Genomic DNA, 22719 nt, shown 5'->3' with positions numbered 1-22719 from the left:
ACCGAAAGGACGACATGAACGACAACGACCGGAGCCGGCCCCAGACCCTCGGTGTCCTCGGGGCCGGCAAGGTGGGCACGGTGCTCGCCCGACTCGCCGTCGCCGCCGGCTACCGGGTGTTGGTCGCCGGCTCCGGCGACCCGGCGAAGATCGCCCTCACCGTCGAGGTGCTCGCCCCCGGGGCAGCAGCCACCACGACGGTCGACGCGGCAGCCGACGCCGACATCGTCATCCTCGCCCTTCCACTGGGCAAGTACCGCAGCGTTCCCGCCGACGCACTGCACGGCAAGCTCGTCGTCGACGCCATGAACTACTGGTGGGAGATCGACGGTATCCGCGACGACCTCACCGACCCGAGTACCTCGTCCAGCGAGATCGTCCAGGCATTCCTGTCTGGCTCGCGCGTCGTCAAGGCGTTCAACCACATGGGTTACCACGACCTTGAGGACGAGTCGCGGCCAGCGGGAACACCGGGCCGCAAGGCCATTGCGATCGCTGGCGACAGCGCCACTGATCTCACCACAGTCGCGACCCTTGTGGACGCGCTCGGCTTCGATCCGGTCGTCGCCGGCCTTCTCGCCGAGGGCATCCGGCTCGAACCGGGCAGCGAGTTGTTCGGCGCCAACGTGAGCGCTGACGAGGTGCGTGCCATGCTCGACCGCTTTCCCGAGTCCGAGCGTGGACGGACCATCGCCTCTGCCCGAGCCTCGACAGCACACGAGGCGGCCTAGATCCAGGGGCGAAATCCGGCCGTCGCGTCAGCGCCGATCGTCAGTGAAGGCCGCACGCGGTTCGAGGAGCTGACCTTCTGCGTACGCCTCGCCGCGCCTCGTTGAGGGCGATGCTCTCCCGGTACAGATCCCGGGCGCCGAGCAGATCGCCAGACATGCGCGCGACGGCGGCCAGCACATGCCTCGGCCGTTCCTCCAGGCTGCGGTCACCGGAGCGCAGTGCGACCTCAAGGGCCTCCCGGGCTCGGGCGTCTCCGCCCGGCAGGTCGCCGCCGCGGATGGCGACCCTGGCAAGGCTGTACCTGGCCTCCACCTCGCCCGCCGGGTCGCCGGCCGCCTGGGCACGCTCGATCTCGGCCTCGCTCATGCGCACCACGGCGTCGGTCTCGCCGCGCCGAAACGCCGAGCGCACGTTCGCACTGAAGTTCATGGGCCCTCTCCCCCACCAGCGTCCGCGCCGGCCGCGATGCCATCCCGCACCGCTGCGCGGGCGGTGCCGCGCTCGGCGTACCAGCCCTTCGGGGTCACCCGGCAGAGGATCTCGATGGCGTCGAAGTACGCCGCAGCAAGTCGCGGGGGTGGAAGAACCAAGGCCGAGACCCTCCCCGGACCGGTCAGGAATCAAGAAGCTCGGGGGTGTCGTCCGGCCTAGCCTTGTCCCAGGTAGCCGGCGTTGCGCCGGACCTGATCAACGAGAGGGAGCCCGAGAATGCCCGCGAAGACCTCCACGACCGAGTCCGACGGTTTCAGCCCCGAGGAGCGCGCCGCGATGAAGGAGCGCGCCACCGAACTGCGCGCCGAGGGCAAGAAGGGTGCCAAGAAGGCCGACGGGCTGCAGGCGATCCTCGACAGGATCGCGCAGATGGAGCCGGAGGATCGTGCGCTCGCCGAGCGCGTCCACGTGGCGGTGACCGCTGCCGCTCCGGATCTGTCGCCGAAGACCTGGTACGGAATGCCCGCCTACGCGAACGCGGACGGCAAGATCGTGGTGTTCTTCCAGGACTCCGGCAAATTCAACTACCGGTATTCGACCCTGGGCTTCCAGGACGCGGCCAACCTCGACGACGGGGACCTGTGGCCGGTGGCGTACGCGCTGCAGACGTGGAGCCCCACGGTGGAGAAGAAGGTCATCGAACTGGTGCGGGCTGCGGTGTCCTGAGCGCGGCTCCTATGGTTCGTGCATGTCGATCACAGACCATGCACTGGCCATCGAAGCGGCGGAAGCCGGAGCCGCAGTTGTCCGCTCTCAATACGGAACGTCGCTGACGCGCTTCATGAAGACCGCTGGCGACTTCGCCACCACCGCCGACGTCGAGGCTGAGAAGGCCGTCCTCGACGTCCTGCGCGCGGCGCGTCCCGACGACGTCGTGCTGGGTGAGGAGAGCGGGCGGACAGGCACCGGCGGCAACGGACGTATGTGGCTGGTCGACCCGCTGTGCGGGACGTTGAACTATGCCGCGCGGACCATGCTGGCCTCCGTCAACGTCGCCCTGCGAACCGGGACACCCGTCACCGTGGCCGCCTCGGCGGACCCGTTCACCAACGAGGTGTTCTGGACCGACGGCATCGCCGCGTTTGTCCGGCGCGCCGGGGAGGACGAGCGACTCGCCCCGTCGGCCGAGTCGACGCTGATCGACGTCAATCTTGACCCGCCGTTCCCCAACAGGAGCGTCTTCCTGGCCGCCCACCTGCTGGCTGACGACGGCTTCATCGAACAGTTCCGACCGCGCGTGGTCTCCACCAGCCTGGCCGTGGCCTGGGTCGCCGCCGGTCGCCGCGCCGCCTACGTCACGGATGGCCACCACCTGCGCGACAGTGTCCACTTCGCGGCCGGAATCGCCCTCTGTCAGGCGGCCGGTTGTGTGGTCACCGGGATCGACGGCCAGCCGCTGCACGCGGGTGGGGACGGACTCGTCGTGGCCGCGGACGAGCGGACGCATGCCGCGCTGCTGACTCTCATCCGCAAACAGCGCGCCAGGAGGGATTGAGGCCCGCCGTCCGACCACCAGAGCAGCTGGCACACGCGGCGGCCAGGACCGGATACTGGCCGCTGTGACGACCAAGGCGCTGATCCTCGACTTCGACGGTCTGCTGATGGACACGGAGACCACGCTGCTGGAGAGCTGGCGTTGGGAGTGGCGGCGGCACGGCCTGCAGCTCGACCCGACGGGTTTCTTCGCCGACCACGGCGGCGACGCGAACGAGGCTCGGTACACGGCGCTCCAAGCGGCGGTCGGGCCGGCCTACGACCGCACGTCCAGCCATGCGCTGCGGATGGCGTACCGAGCGGAACTGAACTCGGCGCTGAAGCCCGCTCCCGGCATTGTCGGGTGGTTGGACCGGGCCACGGAGCTGGGGCTGCGGCTCGCGGTGGCGAGCAGCTCCCCGATCACCCACGTCGGTGCCCTGCTGGTCCGGGCGGGGCTGCGGGCGCGGTTCGAGGTGCTGGCCACCGGCGAGGAGGTGCCCGCGCACAAGCCGGATCCAGCGGTCTACCTGTTGGCGCTGGATCGGCTCGGGCTGCCCGCGGATCAGGCGGTCGCGTTCGAGGACACCGCTCACGGCGTGGCGGCGGCGCAGGCCGCTGGGCTTCGCTGCGTCGCGGTGCCGAACCCCCACGCGGACCACGCCCGCTTCACGGCCGCGGACCTTGTGCTGCGCAGCGCGGCGGATCTCTCCCTGGACACACTCCTGGCCAGACTGGCTCGGCACGCGCAGTCTCGCTGAATGAGCATGAGTCAGCGGTCGCGGCGCTTGACATGAAGTGCGGTTCAGGTCCTAGCGTCCCGTTGTGGATCACGTAGCGGCTCGGGAGACGGACCGGCAGCCGAGCTGTCACGCCCAGAAGCTCGTCACCTCAGCACTGTTCTCGGAAGGATTCTGATGTACCTGCCACGCGTTCTCCGCCCGCGCACCGTTGTGAGCGCACACTGCGATCTCCCCTGCGGCGTCTACGACCCGGCGCAGGCCCGCATCGAGGCCGAGTCAATCAAGGCGATCTCTGAGAAGTACCAGGCCAGCAACGATCCGGAGTTCCGGACCCGATCGCTGCTCATCAAGGAGCAGCGCGCCGAGCTGGTCAAGCACCACCTCTGGGTCCTGTGGACCGACTACTTCAAGGCACCGCACTTCGAGAAGTACCCCCAGCTGCACGGCCTCTTCAACGAGGCCACCAAGCTGGCCGGCGCCGGCGGCGCGAAGGGATCCGCCGACCCGGCGGTCGCGGAGCGACTTCTCGAGAAGATCGAGGAGATCTCGAAGATCTTCTGGGAGACGAAGCAGAGCTGATCCGCGGAACCGGCTGGTGCGTGCCGCCCGGTTCGGCACACCGCGTTTCAAAAGGACCGCATGGCATCGCGCACGCGGGCGGGAGCGACAGTGTCTGCCGCTCCCGCCCGCGCCGGCTGCTAGCTGGCGTACGTCTCGAACTCACCGACTCGTGGCGAACCGCCGGAGCTGTCGATCTTGAAGGTGATCTTGGTCAGCGACGTCGCGGAGAAGCTGATGGAGCCCGCGCCACTACCGGAGGCCAGGACGCCCCCGGTGTCGTGGTTGACGAGCTGCCAGGACCCGATGGAACCCTGGGTTCCCGACGGCTCGCGGATGATCACTCGGGACACCCGGGTGGCGGAGCCCCACTTGATCGAGATCGATCCGGTCGATCCGGCCGGCGACCAGTAGGTGCTGAGGCTGCCGTCCTTCACGTTGCCGTAGCTCGTCCCGCTGGCCTTGCTGGAGCCGTCGGCACCGGCGCTGAGACTGAGGTTGGTCCCACTGGGCGGCGGGGTGGTCGTCGGCGGTGGCGTGGTGGGCGGGGGCGTGGTCGGCGGGGGCGTGGTGGGCGGCGGGGTCTGCGGCGAGCAACTGCCGTTCGAAACCTTCAGGCCCGTGTTGGCGCCCACCGTCTGACGAACGATGTCCGGCACGCAGCTCGCCCCGTCGAGGGTGTACGAGTACGGGATGCTGACGGTGGTGTTGGACGTCGGGTTGGGGCCGGCAGGGTAGTTCTCACTGCCGGCGGTGGACCAGGTCACGTTGTCGAAGACGTTGCCGCTGACCTGCCAGTAGCCGCGCTCGTTGGTGTAGAAGGTGCCGAGGACGTCCTTGGAGTCGCGGAAGTAGTTGTTCTCCACCTTGGCCTTGGCCCCGGCCCGGGAGTTGATGCCGGACTCGTGCAGGCTCACGTAGTGGTTGTTGTAGATGTGGGCCGTGCCGCCGCGTAGCAGCGGCGTACGGGAGTCGATGTTCTCGTAGAGGTTGTGGTGGTACGTGATGAAGCCGTTCGAGAGGTCGCTCTCGCTGGACCCGACGAGGCCGCCGCGACCAGAGTTGCGCAGGATGCTGTAGGACAGCGTCACGTACTGGGTGTTGTCCTTCATGTCGAAGAGGCCGTCGTACCCCTCCGACTCCCCGCCAGAGGCCTCCAGGGTGACGTGATCGACCCAGACGTTGCGGACCGTGCTCTCCATACCGATGGCGTCCCCACCGTTGGAGGTGGGCGAGCCCGACTTCTTGACGTTCCGGACGGTCACGTTCTGGATGATGATGTTGCTGGAGTCGCGGATGTGGATGCCGAGCTGGTCGAAGACGGCTCCACTGCCGACCCCGATGATGGTGACGTTGCTGATCTGCTTGAGCTCGATCACGCCCGCTGCGGTGTTACAGCTCGAACCCGACACCTTGCTGGTGTTGCCGTGGTTGATGGTCCCGGTGACCTCGATGGTGATCGGGGTGCTGCTGCTGGCCCGACCGCACAGCGCCGCATGGATCGCTGTTCCGGTGGTGGCCCGTACCGTCTGCCCGCCCGCGCCGCCGGTGGTCCCGCCGTTCTGGGTGGCGTAGCCGGTGGCGCTGCCGGCCGCCGCCGACGCCTGGGGGGTCGGCAGGGCCACCCCGATCGCGATCCCAACGGCTGCCGTGCCCAGTGCTGCCTGAAGTCGCAACGCGACTGGTCGTCTCATCTCGCCTCACCTTCGCATTCGAAAGGTCGTTTGCCTGTGGCGGTCCTTGCGACCGCACGCCTGATCGGTCGGGAACACTCTCGACCACTCAGGAATTGACGCTCATCAATCGCCGAAAATCTCCCGGCATCTCTCTCGCCCTGGTAGGCGCAGGGATTCGCCACGCAGGCGGCCCGCCCCCGGCGGCGTTGCTCGATGTGCGATCGCCCGGCTCGTGAATGAAACATCGATGTAACGCAATGGTAGGAAAGCGGTTTCCCCGAAGGCAAGGGTTAGCGCTTGCAGGTTTTTTGCAGTGCTCACGGGACAGTCAGTGCATCCCACTGAAGCCGGGCAGGGCCGTCCGGGGACCCGTACGCCAGGTTTCCGGCCTGTTGCCGGTTCGGTATTGACACGGCCGGACCCGCCATCGATGCTCTGCTAAATCAGTTTAGCGACCGCCCCGACCCTCCCCCGGAGATCGCTGACTGAGCGACCGTCCCGAGAAAGGACTCGCATGAGACTGCGAAAAGGACTGACTCCGCTCGTCGCCGCCCTCGTTCTGGCCGGCGCCTCCGGCACGGCCTACGGCAGCGCGAACGGCAGCCAGGGCACTGGCGACGGCATCCGCAGCATCACCCCGATCACCACCGTCTACACGTACGGTCAGAAGGTCTCCGCGGTGGCGATCGAGTACGGCACGGCGGTCAATCCCCGCACCCTCGACACCGCCACGTTCTCGGTGACCGACACCATCTACAACTTCCGATTCAACCCCATCGAGGACCTGCCGAAGCTCGCCGACCGGACCATCACACACACCTACACCAACGGCGTACCGGGCACGCGCACCGACCATCGGTCGGCACCGGGCAGGTACGTCATCGTGGAGCTCGACCCCGCCGACACGGGCGGCTCGACGGTCATCGTCTCCAAGTGCCCGACCTTCCTCTGCACCGTGAAGGTCAATCCCGAGCTGCCGACCCGGGTGGTGCAACGCAAGGACGTTCACGGCCAGCCCGGCCGCGGGTCCGGCAAGGGGCCGGTGCTCGCCAGGGCCACCCCACGCGAGTCCCGTCCGGTCACCGAGAAGCCCGTCAACCAACTGGTCGACGAGTTCACCTACGGCTCATTCCTCAGTGGCGGGATGGTGCTGCCGTACCACTACCACCTGCCGAAGAACTACCAGCCCGGCCGCAAGTACCCGCTCATGGTCGTGCTCCCCGGCCACGGGATGGGCTGGGACGGCGACAACCTCGGTGTCCAACTCGCCGCCGACATCCCGGCGACCGCATGGCTCCAACCACGCTGGACCGGCACCTCCGAGGACGTGATCGTCCTGGCGCCCCAGCATCAGCGTGTCGGTGGGGCCGCCGAGGCCGACCTGCTGATCAAGCTGCTCGACCAGTTCGTCGGCCAGTTCGCCGTGGACACCGACCGGGTGTACGCGACCACGGTGTCGTACGGCTCCCAGCTGCTGTGGGCGGCGTTCGCCAAGCGGCCGGACCTGTTCGCCGGCGGGCTGGTGACCGGCGGCTTCCCGGTCAACGCCACGCAGGCAACCGCCATCGCGACGGCGGAAGTGCCGGTCTGGATCACGCACGGCGAACACGATCACCTCCTCAACGTCTCGGGCGCGAGGAACTCCACGACACTGCTGCGGCAGGCGTACGAGGCCCGGGGCAAGAGCCCGGAGCAGGCCGCTGACCTCGTTCGCTACACCGAGTACGCCGACGGGGCGTTCTCGTCGCCGGACTACCACGCGGCGTTCGGCCCGACCTACGAGGACAGCAGCATCCTGCGCTGGCTGCTCGGCCAGACGAAGCCCTGACGCCGCAGCACACGGTGCGGGGCCGGGCGACGCATCGCCTCGATCCGGCGGCGCGATCTCATCGCGCTGACGGGTTACCGGCGAGCGTCGCCCGAGTCGGGCTCACCACCGGCGGGCCGCCTCGGTGATCATGAAGTTATTGCCGTGACACGCCGTGATCGATGGCAATAGCTTCATGATCACCGGGGCGGCACTGGCCTGGGGGCCTGCGGGGCCGGGCCTGCGGGGCCTGGCCTCTCTCAGGCGTCGAGGCAGGTGCTGACGGCGGCGGTGAGCCGGTTGGCGCGCTCGTCGCCCATTCCGCGCATCTGGTTGACCACGTAGCCGAATCCCACCTCATGCTGGGCGTCAGCGAAGGCCAGGTTCCCGCCAGCGCCATCGTGGCCGAAGCTGCGCTCGCCCAGCAGTGGCCGGGCCGGCGGCGAGTGCAGCAGAAAGCCGCTGCCCCAGCGCTGCCCGGTGTCCGGGGGGCCATGTCGCTGCTGGCCGCGCGAACGGACGACGACCGCGTCGTCCACCGATGCGGCCGCCAGCAGGGGCCCACCCTGGATGTCGGACACGCAGGCCGCATAGAGGCGGGCCAGGCCCTCCGCGGTGCTCACCGCGCCCGCGCCGGGGACGCCGGCGGCCCGGATGGCGGGGTCGTTGAAACTGACCAGGCCCTCGCTGTCGGCGGGAAAGGCGAAGGCGCCGCCCATGGTGATTCCTCGTTCGGCGACCGGGTCCACGAACGGGTCGGCGTCCGGAGGTGGCGCCAGGTTCCATGCGACGGTGTCGCTCTCGGCGGCGGGGAGCCCGAGCCAGGTGTGCAGGCCGAGCGGGTCCGCGACGGTGTCCCGGAAGAACTCGCCGGGTAGCTGGCCGGTGATGCGGCGAATCACCTCTCCGATCAGCCAGCCGTAGGTCATCGAGTGGTAGCCGTGCGCGGTGCCCGGCTGCCACAACGGTGCCTGCGCCTCGATGGCTTTGATGACCGGGTCCCAGGCCAGGACCTCGTCGAGGGTCAGGGGTCGGTCCAGCGCGGGCAGGCCGGCCTGGTGCGTGAGCAGCCAGCGGACGGGGATGTCCCCCTTGCCGTGCTGTCCGAATTCCGGCCAGTAGCGCGTCACGGGAGCGTCGAGGTCGAGCCGGCCCTGCTGGACCAGCAGGTAGGCGCAGATCGCCAGGATTCCCTTGGTACAGGAGAAGACGACGACCGGCGTGTGCACGTCCCAGGGCCGCCCGGTGCGGGTGTCGGCGACCCCGCCGTACAGGTCGACGACCTTGCGGCCCCGTACGTAGACGGTGACCGCGGCGCCGACCTCTCCCCCAGAGGTGAAGTTGTCGCGGAAGACGTCGGCGACGGGCCCGTAGCGTTCGTCGACGTCGCCGTGGATCTGCGGCTCGGTAACCACTGCCTACCCCTTCACTGATCCCTGGATCAGGGCCTTGATGAACTGTCGCTGGAAGATCAGGAACACGATGAGGGTGGGGGTGAGGATCAGCAGCGACCCGGCGCACAGCAGCACCAGGTCGGTGCCCCACTGGCCCTGGAACGCCCCGAGCGCCCCGGCCATGGTGCGTTTGGTGGCGTCGTCGACGAGGACGATGGCGAGGAGGAACTGGTTCCACGTCCAGAGGAACATGAGAATCGTCAGCGAGGCGATCGCCGGCCGGGCGAGTGGCACCTGGACCCGCCAGAACAGCTGCCACGTGCTGCTGCCGTCCACCCGGGCCGCCTCGGACAACTCAACCGGCACATTGGTGAAGTGCGCCCGCATCCAGAACACCGCGAACGGCATGTACAGGCCGATCAGCGGCAGGATGATGGCCCAGCGGGTGTTGAGGAGGCCAAAATCCTGCATCTGGTAATAGAGCGGCGTGACCACGGCCTCGAAGGGCAGGGTCAACCCGAGCAGGAGAAGGCCGAAGACGAGTCGGCCGCCGGGCACCCGCAGCTGACCGAGCCCGAACCCGGCCATGGTGGCGATGAGCACCGACACCGGCACGACACCGGCCACGATGAGCAGGCTGGAGCGCAGCAGCGCACCCATGTTGGCGGCCGTGAAGGCGTCGGCGAAGTTTCCCCATTGCGGGTCGGACGGCCAGGCCAAGCCGCTGGGCACGGTGCCTCGGGGCTGCAACGCCGCCGAGAGCATGCTCACGAACGGCAGCAGGGTGACGAGGATCAGGGCGATCAGGAAGACCCGGCCGGTCACCTGTTCACGTCGGCTCAGGTTCACGGCTTCTCCCCTCGGAAGAGTCGCTGGATCGGCAGCACGCACGCCAGCACCAGCAGCATGAGCACGACGGCGAGCGCCGAGGCGAGCCCGACCTGACGCTGCGAGAAGGCCAGTCGGTAGATCTCCAGACCAGGCACGGTGGTCTGGAGGCCGGGGCCGCCGCTGGTGGAGATGTAGACGATGTCGAAGCTGGCCAGCGCGGCGATGATCGTCACGGTGAGACAGACCCCGATCTCCTGGCGCAGGCTGGGCAGGGTGACGGCGAGGAACTCGCGCACTGGTCCGGCACCGTCCAGGCGAGCGGCCTCGTAGAGCGCCGGATCAATCTTGCTCATACCGGTGACCAGCAGGATCGTGCAGAGGCCGAGCAGGACCCAGGCCCCGATCACACCCACGGCAGGCAGCGCCGTGTCGAAGTCGCCGAGCCACGCACGGGCCACGCCGCCCAGGCCCACCGCGCGCAGCACCTGGTTGATCAGGCCGTTCGACGAGAGCAACCAGCTCCACGCGATGCCTGCCGCCACCAGAGGGATGACCTGCGGCAGGAACAGGATGGTTCGGACGACGGTCCCGAACGCGCCGGTGGTGATCCGGCGAACCATGCTCGCCACCAACAGCCCAAGTGCGACAGGGATGAAGCTGAAAAAGATGATCAGGATGACCGCGTTGCCGATGATTTTCAGCAGGTCGCTGTCGGTGAACACGGTGAGGTAGTTGTCCAGGCCCGCCCAGCGGGCCACCCCGATCCCGTTCCAGTCGTAGAACGAGTACTGAATGGTCATCGCGAGGGGGCGTAGGACGAACACCGCGTACATCACCAGGGCGGGCAGGACGTACAACCAGCCGGTCCCGGCCGCGCGGGCCCACCGAAGTCGGTGAGCCCGCGCGGGGATCGGACGGGCGGGACGATCCGCTGACGACACCCGATCGTCACGCCCGGTTGGTGCGCTGCCGAGGGCAGACGTCATCGGGACAGTTCCTTCGCGTACTCGGCCTGGACCGCCTTCACGTACCCCTCGGGCGTCTGCTGGCCGGCGACCAGCTTCTGCAGTTCCGGCGTGATCGCGGCGGCGAAGATGCCACCGGTCGCGTTCGCGGTGAAGTCCACCGCACCGTTCTCGGCCCCGAGCTGCTGCGACGCCTTCAGGGTCTCCGCCAGGACAGTGTTCGGGGCGGCGGCCGGCACCGGCAGATCACTCGGGCCGCCCGGGCTGGAGCCTCCGACCGTGACCGCGATCTCGCGCGCCTTGGCGTTGGTGTGGACCCAGTTCAGGAAGAAGGCGGCGGCGTCCGGGTTCTTGGCCTTCGCGGAGACGCCGAAGGTGTTGGGGGCGGACATCGCCACGTGCTTGCCGCCGGCGGACTCGGTGGGGAAGAGGAAGAAGCCCACGTTGCCGGACATCGCCTTGTCGAGGTTGGCCGACTCCCAGTCGCCGTTGAACATGAACAGGCCGTTGCCCTTCTGGAACTCACCCACCATGCCCGCGTAGTCCAGCGCGTTGGCGTCCTTCGGGAAGTAGCCGGCCTGGGCCCACTTCTGGATGGCCTGGGTCGCCTTCAGAGCGGCCGGGGTGTCGAACGTGGCCCCCGGCTTCTGGAAGATCCAGTCGGCGACCTGGGTCGGGTCGCCGAACTGGTTCTGCAGCGCCTGGTGCGGGAAGTTGATGCCCGCGGTGTTCTTGTTGAACTGCATGATCGGCTGGACGCCGGCGGTCTTCGCCTTCGCCAGCAGTTGCTCGAACTCGGCGACGGTGGCCGGCGGCTGGGTCATGCCGATCTGAGTGGCCAGCTTCTTGTTGTAGAACACGCCGGTGACGCTGTAGCCGAGCCCCATCCCGTACAGCGAACCGGTGCCCCGGGTGTTGTCACCGACGCGCAGCTGCATGAGCTGCGAGGCCGGGAACTTGTCCCAGCCGTACGCGGTGAAGTACGGGTCGAGGTTCTTGAGCAGGTCGTCCTTGACCAGGTCGACCATGGTGGGTAGCCGGATGATGTCGGGCGAGTTGTCCGACGCCATCACGCGCGGCGCGTTCTCCACGATCACCGTGAACTGGTCCTCACGGATGTTGAAGGTGACGTTCGAGTGCTGCTTGGAGAACTCGTCCGCCAGCGCCTTGGCCAGGGGGAAGCCGGTCTCGGCGTACATCTCCAGCGTGACCGGAGCGGTCCCGAGGTCGGTCTTGACGGCGGCGTCGGACTCCGGGTTGGACGACCGGTCCTCCCCCGGCGCGCTGCAGGCCGTCGCGGTCATCCCGATCGCCAGCAGCGATGCGAGGATCACCGTTCTCCGTCGCGGGAACTTTGTCAGCATTTCTGCCATTTCATGACTCCTTGACATCTCCGCGCGTCCCGCGACCCATGGCCGCGCGACGGCTCCACCGGGCCACCGCGATCGGGTGACAGCCACGACACGTACGTCGTGACCAGTCGCCCGAGCGCCGCACCCGTACCGTCATCACAACGAACCCGGCACGGCCACCGAAGGCGCCTGTGGATGCGCCAGAAGTGGTCGCTAAACTGATTTAGCAGAGCATGCGCGTGGCGCGGGAAGCTGTCAAGGACAACTTGGCAACGGTGCGGAAACGTCGGGTTCACACCACGCCCGGCGTGACCGGCGCTGGACCTCCGGCGGCGACGCCTCATGATGGGCGGGAGCGGCGCCTCTGGCACCGCGCCTGATTCGGAGGACTGATGGGCCGCAACAGAGCAACCCTGGCCGATGTCGCGCGGAGAGCCGGGCTGTCCAAGACCGCCGCCTCGATGGTGCTCAACGGCAGGGAGGGCACCCGGCTCTCGGCCGAAGCACACCAGCGCGTGTTCGCCGCCGCCGAGGAGCTCGGCTACCGGCCCAACCTCGCCGCGCGCAGCCTTCGCACCCGCAAGACGGCCACCATCGCGTTCGTCTCCGACATCGTCGCCACCACCCGGTTCGCCGGCGACCTCATTCGTGGTGCCCTCGACGCGGCCCGCGAACGAGACCACGTACTCCTCATCACCGAGACGCAGGGCGACGCCACCTTCGAGCAGTACGCCATCGAGGCCGTGCTCGACCGACAGGTCGACGGGGTGATCTACGCGGCGATGGCCACCCGACGGCTGACGGTGCCCCCGGCCATCCTCGGCGGCCCGGTGGTGCTGCTCAACGCCACGAGTGACGACGGCCTGCCAAGCGTGCTGCCCGACGACGAACGGGCCGGCCGCGCCGTTGCCAGCGCCCTGGTCGAACTTGGCCACCGCGACGCGATCGCGCTCATCGGCCGTAACCGGCTCAAGGAAGACGACCCGGAGGTCTCCCTCGCCGCCCGGGCACGTCTGCACGGCATCCAGCAGGCGCTGGGCGAAGCTGACGTCACCCTCCTGGCCGAGTGCTTCTGCACCGAGTGGTTGCCCGAGCACGGCTACGCCGCCATGCGCAGTCTGCTGAACAGGCCGACGCGACCCAGCGCGATCATCTGCATGAACGACCGGCTGGCGTTTGGCGCCTACCAGGCGCTCGGCGAGGCGGGGCTGACCGTCCCGGAGGACATCTCGGTGATCTCGTTCGACGACGACCCGATCGCCGCCTGGCTGCGTCCCAGCCTGGCCACCACGGCGCTGCCGCACGAGCAGATGGGACGACGTGCCGTCGAACTGCTCCTGGACGGCGGCGCCACCGAGTCGTCGCTCGTTCCGATGCCCCTGCGCCGACGCCGGTCCCTGGCACCTCCGGCCGGGTGACCACAGGCTGAGGAACCGTCCCGGCGGGGCCGGCCTTGTCCGCCGCTAAAACGGTTTAGTGCTAGGTTTCCGGCCATGCTTCGCCTACCCGACCACTGGGTGTGGGACAGCTGGTACGCGCGGGACGAAAACGGCCTCTGGCACGTGTTCTTCCTGCGCGCGTCCCGCGCCCTGCACGACCCGCACCGCCGCCACCGCCGCGCCACGATCGGCCACGCCGTCTCGACGGACCTGCACTCGTGGCGCCTGGTCGCCGACGCCGTGGTCCCCGCCGACGCTCCCAGTTGGGACGACCTGGCGACCTGGACAGGCTGCACGGTCCGCGGGCCGGACGGACGGTGGTACCTGTTCTACACCGGCGTCGGCCGCGCCGAGGACGGTCTCGTCCAGCGCATCGGCCTCGCCGTCTCCGACGACCTGACCACCTGGCAGCGGCACGGCACCGAGCCAATCGTCCAGGCCGACCCGACCTGGTACGAACTGCTCGACAAGGACCAGTGGTACGAACAGGCCTGGCGTGATCCGTGGGTGTTCCCCGATCCCGACGGCGAGGGCTGGCACATGCTCATCACCGCGCGCGCCAACACGGGGCCGGCGAACACCCGTGGCGTCGTCGGCCACGCCACCTCCCCAGATCTCGTCACCTGGACCGTCCAGCCACCGCTGTCGACACCGGCCGGGTTCGGCCACCTCGAGGTGCCCCAGGTCGCGGTCATCGACGGCCAGCCCCTGCTGCTGTTCTCCACCGACGCCACCGGCAGCGCCCGGCGCGACGACCACCGGATCTGGGTGGCGCCCGGCGACACCGTCCTCGGCCCGTGGGACATCGCGTCCGCCCGGCCGTTCACGCACCCACACCTGTACGCGCCCCGGCTGGTCCCCGGACCCGCTGACGGCTGGTCACTCATCGGCTTCCTCGACCATGTCGACCAGAGGTTCGTCGGCGAACTCACCGATCCCATTCCGGTCCGCTACGAGGCCTCGACCGGGTTGGTCGTGGACACGGCGAGGGCGGTCGAGGAGCAGTAACCGCGCAGGTCCGGGCTGAGGCGATTCGCCCCGGCCCGGACCTGTCGGTGTCCAGCTCCCAGGTCAGCTACGCAGCTGCCACTGCTGGTTCGTGCCGCCGTTGCAGGCCCAGAGGATCAACTTCGTACCGTTCGCCGTCCCGGCGCCGTTCGCGTCGAGGCAGAGACCCGACTGCGCGCCCGTGATGGTGCCGTTGGCGTTGATGTTCCACTGCTGGTTGGCCTGACCGTTGCAGTCCCAGATCACCACCGTGGTGCCGTTGCTGGTGCCCTGGCCGGAGGCGTCCAGGCACTTGGTGCCGTAGACCATGAGCTGCCGGCTGGCGGTGGAGGTCCACCGCTGGTTGGTGGCGCCGAGGCAGTCCCAGATCTGGGCCTGCGTGCCGTTGGTCTGACTGGATCCGCCGATCTCGGCGCAACGACCCGACTGGACGCCCACGATCTGCACGTTCTGCGGGTTGGTGCTGCCGCCGCTCTGGACGCCGGCGGCGTTGATGACCGTCTGCGCACCCGACGGCCAGTTGCCTCCTGCGACCGTCACGTTGCCGGAGACGACGTTGCCGCGATCGCCGTTGGTCACGTTCGTGCTGCCGTTGGTCGACCAGTTGTTGGTGACGGTGAAGTTGCCCATGTTCTCCGCGTACCAGTAGTTGGCGGTGGCCCAGGTGCCGGTGGAGGAGAACACGTTGTTACGGGCGGTGTAGTAGCGGGAGCCCTCGTCGAAGTAGAGCCCGAACCAGCCGTTGGTCCGCAGGCAGTAGTTCTCGTTGACGGCCCCGCCCGGGTTCGCCGACAGCGTGTAGATGCACCCGCCGTCGGTCATCTGCTGCATGACGTCGTGCACGTAGTTGCCGATGACCTGGTTGTTGGCCGCGGTGGTCGCCGTCGAGTACCGCGGCTGGTAGTTGTACAGGCCGCGGTTCGCGTAGTGGTTGCTGCCACCGGCGTCGTTGGCGCCCCAGCCGTAGCCGACCGACAGGCCGGTGTACGGCATGTTGTAGACCTCGTTGTGCGAGATCAGCGCGGTGTTCACGTAGGTGGTCAGGATCGAGACGACGCCCCGGTACTCCAGGCCGAGATCGTGCACCCGGTTGTTGCTCACGGTGATGTTCCGGTTGACCATCCGCTGGTCGCTGGGGTGGTGGGCGTCGGCGCGTACGCCGCCGACCACGATGCCACCGGCGGAGTTGCGGGCGATCTCGGAGCGGGTGACGGTGATGTTGCTGGTGCCCAGGCCGACGCCGCTGGCGTGGGCGTTGGCGTCGTTGCCGATGCCGATGGCCGTCTGCCCGAGGTTGACGAACTGGGAGTCACTGAAGGTGATGGTGTTGGCCGCGGAGACCTGCACGGCGGCGGGCATCTGGGTCCAGTTCGGCCGGGTGGCCTCGAACTGCGGGCAGCCTTCCTGGCAGGAGGTCAGCGCGTCCGACGGACGGGCCCACGTGCCGGTGATGTGGGCACCGGTCTGCTGGTCGGCGAAGCCGTTGCTGCTGCTGGGGCCGAGCCAACTGGTGCCGGTGAAGGTGATCCCGCTGAACGAGATGTGGTGCGCGGGCGCGTCGTAGGTGCCGCCGACGTTGACCAGGGACTGCAGCTGCGGCAACTCCACGCTGACGGTGCTCATGTTCTGCCCCGCGAGCGGGATGTAGTTGAGCTGGCCGTTGCCGGGGTTGACGTACCACTCCCCCGGTGAGTCCAGGAACTCGTACGCGTTGGTCAGGTAGAAGGGACCCGCGCGGTGAGGGCTGGAGAGCGTGTCGAACCCGAAGGTGTTGTTGTTCCACGCGGGCTGCTGCATCGTGAGGAGGTTCCCGCTGATGCTCTGCACCGGCGAGTACCGATCGGTGAACGAGCCAACGCTCTCCACCTCGACCCGGTTCTGGTTACCGAGGTTGTTGAGGTAGTTCAGAGCGCTGTTGCTGAACCGCATGCCGGTCGTGGAGAAGGTGAAGTCGGACCGGTTCACGGCGGTGCGCGCCCGCGTGGCGATGACCCCGTTGACGTAGAGCTGACGACTGTCGAGCCCGGCTCCGACGTTGGCTCGCCAGATGTTCTTCCCGGAGTCGACCAGCGACCACCCGGTGACCGCCCGGGCGCCGGTGATCGTCGGACGGGCGGAGGCGGCGGCCCGCCAGATCACCTGGTAGCCGTTGTTGCCCGAGTCGGCGGCGGTCAGTCGCAGCGGCGACGAGAGGCGGTACACGCCGTCGGCCAGTTCCACGACGATGTCACCGGACATCGCGCTGTTACTCGCCCGCACCGCGGCGTGGGCGGCGGTCAGGGAGCACGGTTGGCTGGCGGAGCAACTGGTGCCGGTGCCGGAGGGCGACGCGTAGAGGGTGGTGGTGGCCGCGAGGGCCGGGGACGCCGAGCCGGTCACCGCGACCAGAGCGGTCAACGCTGTCGCGGCGGCGCCGGCCAGCATTCGGCGCAGCGGCGGAATGGACGAGACGGACACGGGACGGTGCTCCTCACATGAGAGAGGGGTGGGGGTGGGCGGAACGCCTCGACGAGGCGGAGGTGCTGCCCGCTGCTGTCACCCGAGGATCTCCCGGAGATAGCGCAGGCCGTCCGTGGCGAGACGGTCCTGCGAGGGGGCCAACGGACGCCAGATCGCCGCGGCGGTGGCGATGGTCTCGTTCTCCGCGGTGAACGACTCGATGCAGATCGCGCCCTGGTAGCCGGTGTCCCGCAGGAAGGTGAAGAAGCGGGGCCAGTCGAAGTGGTCGGCACCGGGAGCGCCCCGGTTGGTGCCGCTGACCTGGACGTGCTTGATGTGCCGGCCAGCGACGGAGAGTGCCGCGTAGGGGTCGGCCTCCTCGATGTTCATGTGATACGTGTCGATCATGATGCCGACGCTCGGAGGCAGACCGTCGATCAGCTCGACCGTCTGCTCGATCGTGTTGACGACGCTCGTCTCGTAGCGGTTCAACGCCTCGACACCGATGCTCACGCCCGACTCGCCCGCCTGCTCGGCCACCGGCGTCAAGGCCCGCCGGAAGTCCGCGTAGCAGGCCGCGCGAGCCGCCGGTGACATCCGCCAGGTGCGGCCGACCGAGGCGTACACCGGACCGCCGACGCACGGCGCGCCCACGGCCGCCGCGCTCGCCACACACCCCATGAGGTACGCGACGGTCGACTCCACGACGGCCGGTGCGGCGTTCACCAGGTCCCGTCCGGGCGGGGTGACCGCGCAGACGCCGGCGGCGACGAGGCCGTGGGCCGCCAGCAGGTCCCGGGTGCGGACCGGGTCCCAGTCACCGGGCTGCTCGATCGGCAGCTCGACCGCGTCGAAGCCGAACGAGGCGATCCGTGGGATCAGCTCGGTCAGGGCCTCGTCGTCGACTGGCGAGGCCCACACCCAGGGGTTGACGCCGATGGCGTACACCGGACCCTACTTCCAGCGCTGCGGATAACCCGGCAGGTCGGTGCAGCCGCACATCGCGTAGTGCAGCGGCGGCATGCTCGGATCGAGGTACTGGTCCAGGTTGTCCTGGCTGACGGTCGGCTGCGGCAGCTTCCACGGGTTGGACACCTGCTGGCCGTCGAGGATCCGCAGCGCGGCGATGATCGGCGTACGCCACTGGTAGGTCGGGTAGGTCGGCGCGATCGCGGTGAGGTTCTTGTCCTTCCAGATCTTCAGGAAGTCGAGCTGGTCCTCGCCGTTCATCGGCGGAACAGGCTTGCCCGCGTCCTGGAACGCCTCGACCGCCGCGACGGCCACCGCTCCGGCGTCCATCCAGACACCGTCGATCGTGCCGTACCGCTGGATGTAGTCGTCGACGATCTTCTTGGTCTTGGCCGGATCGCCGTCGGTGAACTCGACCCCCACGACGTCGACCTTCGCCTTGTCGAACGCCACCTTCGCCGCCGACCAGCGGGTCTCCAGGACGTCCACACCGGGCAGGATCCGCAGGGCGAGGACCTTACCGCCGGGCTTCATCTTCTGGCTGACGAACTCGGCTCCGACGTGACCGAACCCGTAACCCCCGATGGGGTTGATGAACGTCACCGGGCACTTCGTGTTGACACCACGGTCGAAGACGACGACCGGCAGCCCCGCCTTACAGGCCGCCTCCACAGCCGGGGTCAGCGTGGCGGTGGTGTTCGGCGAGACGATGAGCGCGTCACAGCCCTTGCCGAGCAGGTCGTTGATGTCCGCGATCTGCTTCTGGTCCTTGCCTTCGGCGTCGACGTGCACAAATTCCTTGATGCGACTGCGCTGCGCCTCGACCTCGGCCTGCATGGTCTTGAACCCGACCTGTCGCCAGGGGTTGTTCAGCGCCGCATTGGAGAAGCAGATCTTGTGCGGACCGCTCTTCTTGAACGTGGCGGTGTCCACCATCGTCGGGTTGAGCACCTGCTCCCACGGCTTGTCGGCCGGACCCGTCGGGGCGGCATCGAGCAGCGCGAGCTCGGCGTCGTAGTCGGCCTGCACAAAGAACTTCGACTGGTCACCGGTGCCCGACCCAGCGGCGGGGGCACTGCCCGAGGGGCTCGCAGCGGGATCATCGGTGGCACAGGCGGCAAGGGACAGCAGGGTGACAGCGGCCAGTGCCGCCATGAAACGTCGCACTATGGTTCCCCTTTATCTCGATGAAGAACGCGTTGCCGAGACCGCCACGGCGAGCAGGATGATGCCGCCCTGGACGGTCGACCTGAGGGCGCCGGAGACGCCGTAGAAATTCATGAGGGCGAACAGCAGTTCGAGGGTCAGCGCACCGAGCATCGCGCCGACGACCGAGCCGCGACCCCCGCCCAGCGCGACGCCACCCAGGACGACCGCGGTGATCGCACCGAACTCCAGGCCCGCGCCGGCCTGGAACGAGACGCCGCTGTAGCCGCCCAGGAGGATCGCCGCCACCGCCGCCGCGAGCCCGCTGAGGATGAAGGCGATCGTCCGGGTACGCCAGACGCGCACCCCGCTCATCTCGGCGGTGCGCGGATTGTCGCCGACGGCGACCAGCGTCCGACCGAAGTCGGACCGCATCAGCAGCACGGCCACCGCCGCCAGGACCACCAGGACCACCAGCGCGTACGGCACGCGGCCGAGCAGCGGCACGTCCTCGAAGGCCCGCCGACCGAACCGCCGGAACTCCTCGGAGAGCCCACCCTTCGGGGCGCCGTCGGACCACAGGTAGACCGCGCCGACGAGGATCAGGAACATGCCGAGGGTGGTGATGAACGACGGCACCCGCAGGCGGGTCGTGATCAGCCCATTGACCAGCCCGACGAGCGCTCCGAAGGCGAGCAGGAGCACCACCACCGGCCAGGTGCGCGTCGGATCGCCGTCGATCAGCCGGGCGGCGACGACCACCTGCGCGGTGACCAGGGAACCGACGGAGAGATCGAACTCACCGGAGACGATCACGAAGTACTGGCCGGCGGCGAGCAGGATGACCGGCGCCGAACGACCGAGGAAGGACATCAGCGACGGCGGGGCGAGGAAGTCGGGCTGCCGAACGCCGACGAGCACCACCAGCACCGCGAGAATCAGGAGGATCGGCAGGACGCCACCGGGGCGGACCCGCGGGAGACGCAGCGGCAGCGAACGGCGCTGAACGGTCTGCATGGCTAGGCAGCCGCCTTTCGCGTGGCCCTGCGGGCGTAGACGGCGACCGCGGCGATGATGATGGCGCCCCGGATCACCTGCTTGAAGAAGGCGTCGACCTCGAGCTGGTTGAAGATGGCGTCGATGCTGGCGAGCAGCAGCACCCCACCGACCGTGCCGATGACGCCGCCGCGCCCACCGGCGAGGGCAGTCCCCCCGATCACCACCGCGGCGATCGACTCCAGGTCGTAGAGGCCCTCGGTGCCCACCCGGGGCGCGCCCGAGCCGAGCCGACTGGCGAGGTAGATGCCGGCGAGCCCGGCGCACATCGAGCACAACACGTGGGCGGTGACGAGGATCCGGTCGTTGCGGACGCCGGAGAGCCGGGCCACCTCCGGGTCACCGCCGACGGCGACAAGATGGTGACCGAAGCGGGTTCGCGTGAGCGCGAACCAGGCCGCCGCGGTCACGGCGACCAGCAGCAGGAACGACAGCGGCACCGGGCCGACGCGCTGGTAGCCGAGAGACTGCACGAGCGTGGGTGAGGTGGTGCCGGCCGGGCCGTCGTAGCCGTTGTCGAGGTATCCCTTGAGGAGCAGCCCGACACCGAGGGTCGCGATGAACGCGTTGACCCGGAGCTTGGTGACGAGGAGCCCGTTGAGCAGCCCGACGCCGGCGCTGACGGCGAGCGCCAGGCCGATCGCCGGCAGCAGCGCGCCGTCGCTGCCGTTCATCGTCTCGGCCGCGACGAGAGTGCTGAGGCTGATCACGTACGCCACGGAGAGGTCGAGCGAGCCACCCAGGATGACCAGGGTCTGACCGACGGCGACGAGCCCGAGGCCGGCGGCGACGTGCAGCAGACTCACCGTCGTGGACTGGTTGAAGAGCTGACCGCCGTCGACCAGGACGACCAGCCAGCCGATCGCCAGGGTGAGGGTCAGGGCCACGAACACGCCCGGTACGGGTCGGCGGGCCGGCAGCAGCGACAGGGCGCTCACTGGGCCATCTCCGATCGCGCCTGCGGGGCTCGCAAACCCGGCTCACTCCTCGCGCTCACTGGGCGGCCTCCCGCACGGTCCCGACCGCCAGGGCCATGACGTCCTCCTCGGTCGCGCCGGCGGGCAACTCTCCCGCGATGCGGCCGTCGCGCAGGACGACGATCCGGTCGCTCATCCCCAACAGCTCCGGCAGATCGGACGAGATCATCAGCACGGCCGCGCCGTCGCGGGCGAGGCGGCGGACGAGGTCGTGGATGGCTGACTTCGCGCCCACGTCGATGCCCCGGGTCGGTTCGTCGAAGAGCAGGATCCGTGGGTTGAGCGCGAGCCATCGGGCCAGCACGACCTTCTGCTGGTTGCCGCCGGACAGGAAGCGGATCTCCTGATCGTCGCCTGCGCCGCGGACCTCCACGGCGGCGAGCAACTCGCGCGCCCGGACGGTCCGGGCGGCACGGCCGGACCGAGCAGCGAACACGGCCCGGCTGGCGAGCAGCGCGTTGTCGAGCACCGACTGTCGGGGAACGATCCCCTCGCCCTTGCGGTCCTCGGTGACGTAGGCGATGCCGGCTCGCATCGCGGTGCGTGGCGAACGCAGCCGGACCGGCCGGTCGTCGAGCGTGACGTCGCCGGTCGTGAACGGGGACACCCCGAAGAGCGCACGGGCCAGCGCCGAGCGCCCGGAGCCCTGTAGGCCGCCGACACCGAGCACCTCGCCGGCGCGCAACTGAAGGCTCACGTCCCGCAGCTTCCGGTTTCCCGCGTCGCGGAGGGTGAGCCGCACCGGACCGCGGTCCTCGGGGGCGGCCCGGTCCGGGTAGTAGCTGGACAGTTCACGGCCGACCATGTGCCGCACCAACTCGTCAGCGGTGGTGTCCACGGTGTCGACGGTGGTGACCCGACGGCCGTCCTTGAGGACCGTGATCCGGCCGGACAGGTCGAAGACCTCCGCGAGCCGGTGTGAGACGTACAGCAGGCCGATGCCGCGATCCTGGAGCCGGCGCACCAACCCGTAGAGCAGCTCGACCTCGTGGTCGGCCAGCGCGGCGGTCGGCTCGTCCATGATGAGCAGCCGCGCGTCCAGGGCGAGCGCCTTCGCGATCTCGACAACCTGCTGCTGTGCGACACCGAGCTGCCCCACCCGGGCGTCGGCCGGCAACGTGGTCTCCCCGATCGAGGCGAGCAGCCGCCTGGTGCGGTCGAGCATGCCCCGACGGTCGACAAGTCCGCGGCGGACCGGCTCGTGCCCCAGGTAGACGTTCTCCGCGACGGTGCGCTCCGGGAGCAGGTTGAACTCCTGGTGGATGATGCCGACGCCGGCCCGCTGCGCGTCGCGCGGACCACGGAACGCGCGCGGTGCACCGGCGAACTCGACGGTGCCCTCGTCCGGGGCGTACCCGCCCGAGACGATTTTCATGAGGGTGGACTTCCCGGCGCCGTTCTCACCGACGACGGCGTGCACCTCGCCCGGCGCGACATCGAGGTCGACACCGTCGAGAACGCGTACGCCGAGGAAGGACTTGCCGATGCCCCGAAGGGTGAGAAGCGGCGTCGGCGGTGGATCTGACATCCCGAGAGCCCTCACAGACAGTAGTCATAGACACATTTAAATGCCACACTACGGCGGCTTTGAGGCGCTGGACATCAAACTTTCGTAGGAACAGCGGCGACTTACGTTCGCGCGTCGAAAACATTCTCTTGACA

Annotated in this window: 20 protein-coding genes and 1 pseudogene; 8 read left to right on the top strand and 13 right to left on the bottom strand. The window is 68.8% G+C overall.

What is annotated here, in order from left to right:
* Positions 1-14: 14 nt before the first annotated feature.
* Entirely contained in the window at positions 15-731 is a 717-nt protein-coding gene (locus PCA76_RS09925) for an NADPH-dependent F420 reductase (RefSeq protein ID WP_272616830.1), read from the top strand.
* Between the two features lie 40 nt (positions 732-771).
* Here PCA76_RS09925 and PCA76_RS09920 read toward each other — a convergent pair whose 3' ends face one another.
* Positions 772-1161, bottom strand: a complete 390-nt coding sequence (locus PCA76_RS09920) for a hypothetical protein (protein WP_272616828.1) — start codon at positions 1159-1161, stop codon at positions 772-774.
* Entirely contained in the window at positions 1158-1322 is a 165-nt protein-coding gene (locus tag PCA76_RS09915) for a hypothetical protein (protein ID WP_272616826.1), read from the bottom strand. Before PCA76_RS09915 ends, PCA76_RS09920 begins: the two co-directional genes overlap by 4 nt.
* 118 nt (positions 1323-1440) lie before the next feature.
* Between PCA76_RS09915 and PCA76_RS09910 the strand changes: the two genes are divergently transcribed.
* From PCA76_RS09910 to sodN, 4 genes are all read left to right on the top strand, one after another.
* Positions 1441-1890 (top strand): iron chaperone, encoded by a 450-nt coding sequence (locus tag PCA76_RS09910; RefSeq protein ID WP_272616824.1) that lies wholly within the window; start codon positions 1441-1443, stop codon positions 1888-1890.
* Positions 1891-1912: 22 nt separating this feature from the next.
* Entirely contained in the window at positions 1913-2719 is an 807-nt protein-coding gene (locus tag PCA76_RS09905) for an inositol monophosphatase family protein (protein WP_272616822.1), read from the top strand.
* Positions 2720-2783: 64 nt separating this feature from the next.
* Positions 2784-3458: an HAD family hydrolase gene (locus PCA76_RS09900; protein ID WP_272616820.1), complete on the top strand. Its 675-nt coding sequence runs from the start codon at positions 2784-2786 to the stop codon at positions 3456-3458.
* 156 nt (positions 3459-3614) lie between these two features.
* Positions 3615-4019, top strand: a complete 405-nt coding sequence (gene sodN, locus PCA76_RS09895) for a superoxide dismutase, Ni (protein WP_272616818.1) — start codon at positions 3615-3617, stop codon at positions 4017-4019.
* A 119-nt stretch (positions 4020-4138) separates the two neighbouring features.
* On the opposite strand, the gene PCA76_RS09890 is transcribed toward sodN, so the two are convergent.
* Complete coding sequence (locus tag PCA76_RS09890; protein ID WP_272616816.1) at positions 4139-5692, bottom strand: pectate lyase family protein; 1554 nt, start codon at positions 5690-5692, stop codon at positions 4139-4141.
* Between the two features lie 496 nt (positions 5693-6188).
* On the opposite strand from PCA76_RS09890, the gene PCA76_RS09885 reads away from it, so the two are divergent.
* The gene (locus tag PCA76_RS09885; protein ID WP_272616814.1) at positions 6189-7502 is read left to right on the top strand and encodes a prolyl oligopeptidase family serine peptidase; all 1314 of its coding nucleotides are present in this window, start codon (positions 6189-6191) and stop codon (positions 7500-7502) included.
* A 239-nt stretch (positions 7503-7741) separates the two neighbouring features.
* On the opposite strand, the gene PCA76_RS09880 is transcribed toward PCA76_RS09885, so the two are convergent.
* Genes PCA76_RS09880 through PCA76_RS09865 form a run of 4 tightly spaced genes read right to left on the bottom strand, consistent with a single transcriptional unit; the run spans position 7742 to position 12005 of the window.
* Complete coding sequence (locus PCA76_RS09880) at positions 7742-8896, bottom strand: serine hydrolase domain-containing protein (RefSeq protein ID WP_272616812.1); 1155 nt, start codon at positions 8894-8896, stop codon at positions 7742-7744.
* A gap of 3 nt (positions 8897-8899) precedes the next feature.
* Positions 8900-9724, bottom strand: a complete 825-nt coding sequence (locus PCA76_RS09875) for a carbohydrate ABC transporter permease (RefSeq protein WP_272616810.1) — start codon at positions 9722-9724, stop codon at positions 8900-8902.
* Positions 9721-10692 carry a carbohydrate ABC transporter permease gene (locus PCA76_RS09870; protein WP_272616808.1) on the bottom strand — a complete coding sequence of 324 codons (972 nt, stop codon included), beginning with the start codon at positions 10690-10692 and terminating at the stop codon, positions 9721-9723. The genes PCA76_RS09875 and PCA76_RS09870 overlap by 4 nt, the downstream gene beginning before the upstream one ends.
* Positions 10689-12005 carry an ABC transporter substrate-binding protein gene (locus tag PCA76_RS09865; protein ID WP_272616805.1) on the bottom strand — a complete coding sequence of 439 codons (1317 nt, stop codon included), beginning with the start codon at positions 12003-12005 and terminating at the stop codon, positions 10689-10691. Before PCA76_RS09865 ends, PCA76_RS09870 begins: the two co-directional genes overlap by 4 nt.
* A 410-nt stretch (positions 12006-12415) precedes the next feature.
* Between PCA76_RS09865 and PCA76_RS09860 the strand changes: the two genes are divergently transcribed.
* Together PCA76_RS09860 and PCA76_RS09855 are read left to right on the top strand one after the other, a co-directional pair.
* Complete coding sequence (locus PCA76_RS09860) at positions 12416-13441, top strand: LacI family DNA-binding transcriptional regulator (protein WP_272616803.1); 1026 nt, start codon at positions 12416-12418, stop codon at positions 13439-13441.
* A 60-nt stretch (positions 13442-13501) separates the two neighbouring features.
* Positions 13502-14470: pseudogene (locus PCA76_RS09855) on the top strand (family 43 glycosylhydrolase); the annotation flags it as partial.
* Positions 14471-14533: 63 nt separating this feature from the next.
* Here PCA76_RS09855 and PCA76_RS09850 read toward each other — a convergent pair.
* The 6 genes from PCA76_RS09850 to PCA76_RS09825 all read right to left on the bottom strand — a co-directional run bounded on the left by PCA76_RS09850 (position 14534) and on the right by PCA76_RS09825 (position 22585).
* Positions 14534-16894: an RICIN domain-containing protein gene (locus tag PCA76_RS09850; RefSeq protein ID WP_442930250.1), complete on the bottom strand. Its 2361-nt coding sequence runs from the start codon at positions 16892-16894 to the stop codon at positions 14534-14536.
* A 111-nt stretch (positions 16895-17005) separates the two neighbouring features.
* Complete coding sequence (locus PCA76_RS09845) at positions 17006-17857, bottom strand: sugar phosphate isomerase/epimerase family protein (protein WP_272616799.1); 852 nt, start codon at positions 17855-17857, stop codon at positions 17006-17008.
* A gap of 6 nt (positions 17858-17863) precedes the next feature.
* A complete protein-coding gene (locus PCA76_RS09840) occupies positions 17864-19045 on the bottom strand; it encodes a substrate-binding domain-containing protein (protein WP_272616797.1) in 1182 nt (393 codons plus the stop codon).
* Positions 19046-19057: 12 nt separating this feature from the next.
* On the bottom strand, positions 19058-20041 hold the full coding sequence (locus PCA76_RS09835; RefSeq protein ID WP_272616795.1) for an ABC transporter permease: 984 nt from the start codon (positions 20039-20041) through the stop codon (positions 19058-19060).
* Between the two features lie 2 nt (positions 20042-20043).
* Positions 20044-21018 (bottom strand): ABC transporter permease, encoded by a 975-nt coding sequence (locus tag PCA76_RS09830; RefSeq protein WP_272616793.1) that lies wholly within the window; start codon positions 21016-21018, stop codon positions 20044-20046.
* Positions 21019-21073: 55 nt separating this feature from the next.
* Complete coding sequence (locus tag PCA76_RS09825) at positions 21074-22585, bottom strand: sugar ABC transporter ATP-binding protein (protein WP_272616791.1); 1512 nt, start codon at positions 22583-22585, stop codon at positions 21074-21076.
* Positions 22586-22719 lie beyond the last annotated feature (134 nt).

The sequence above is a fragment of the Micromonospora sp. LH3U1 genome, assembly GCF_028475105.1.
GTDB lineage: Bacteria > Actinomycetota > Actinomycetes > Mycobacteriales > Micromonosporaceae > Micromonospora.
Note: the sequence above shows the minus strand (reverse complement) of the source record. Positions and strands in the feature narration are given on the sequence as shown.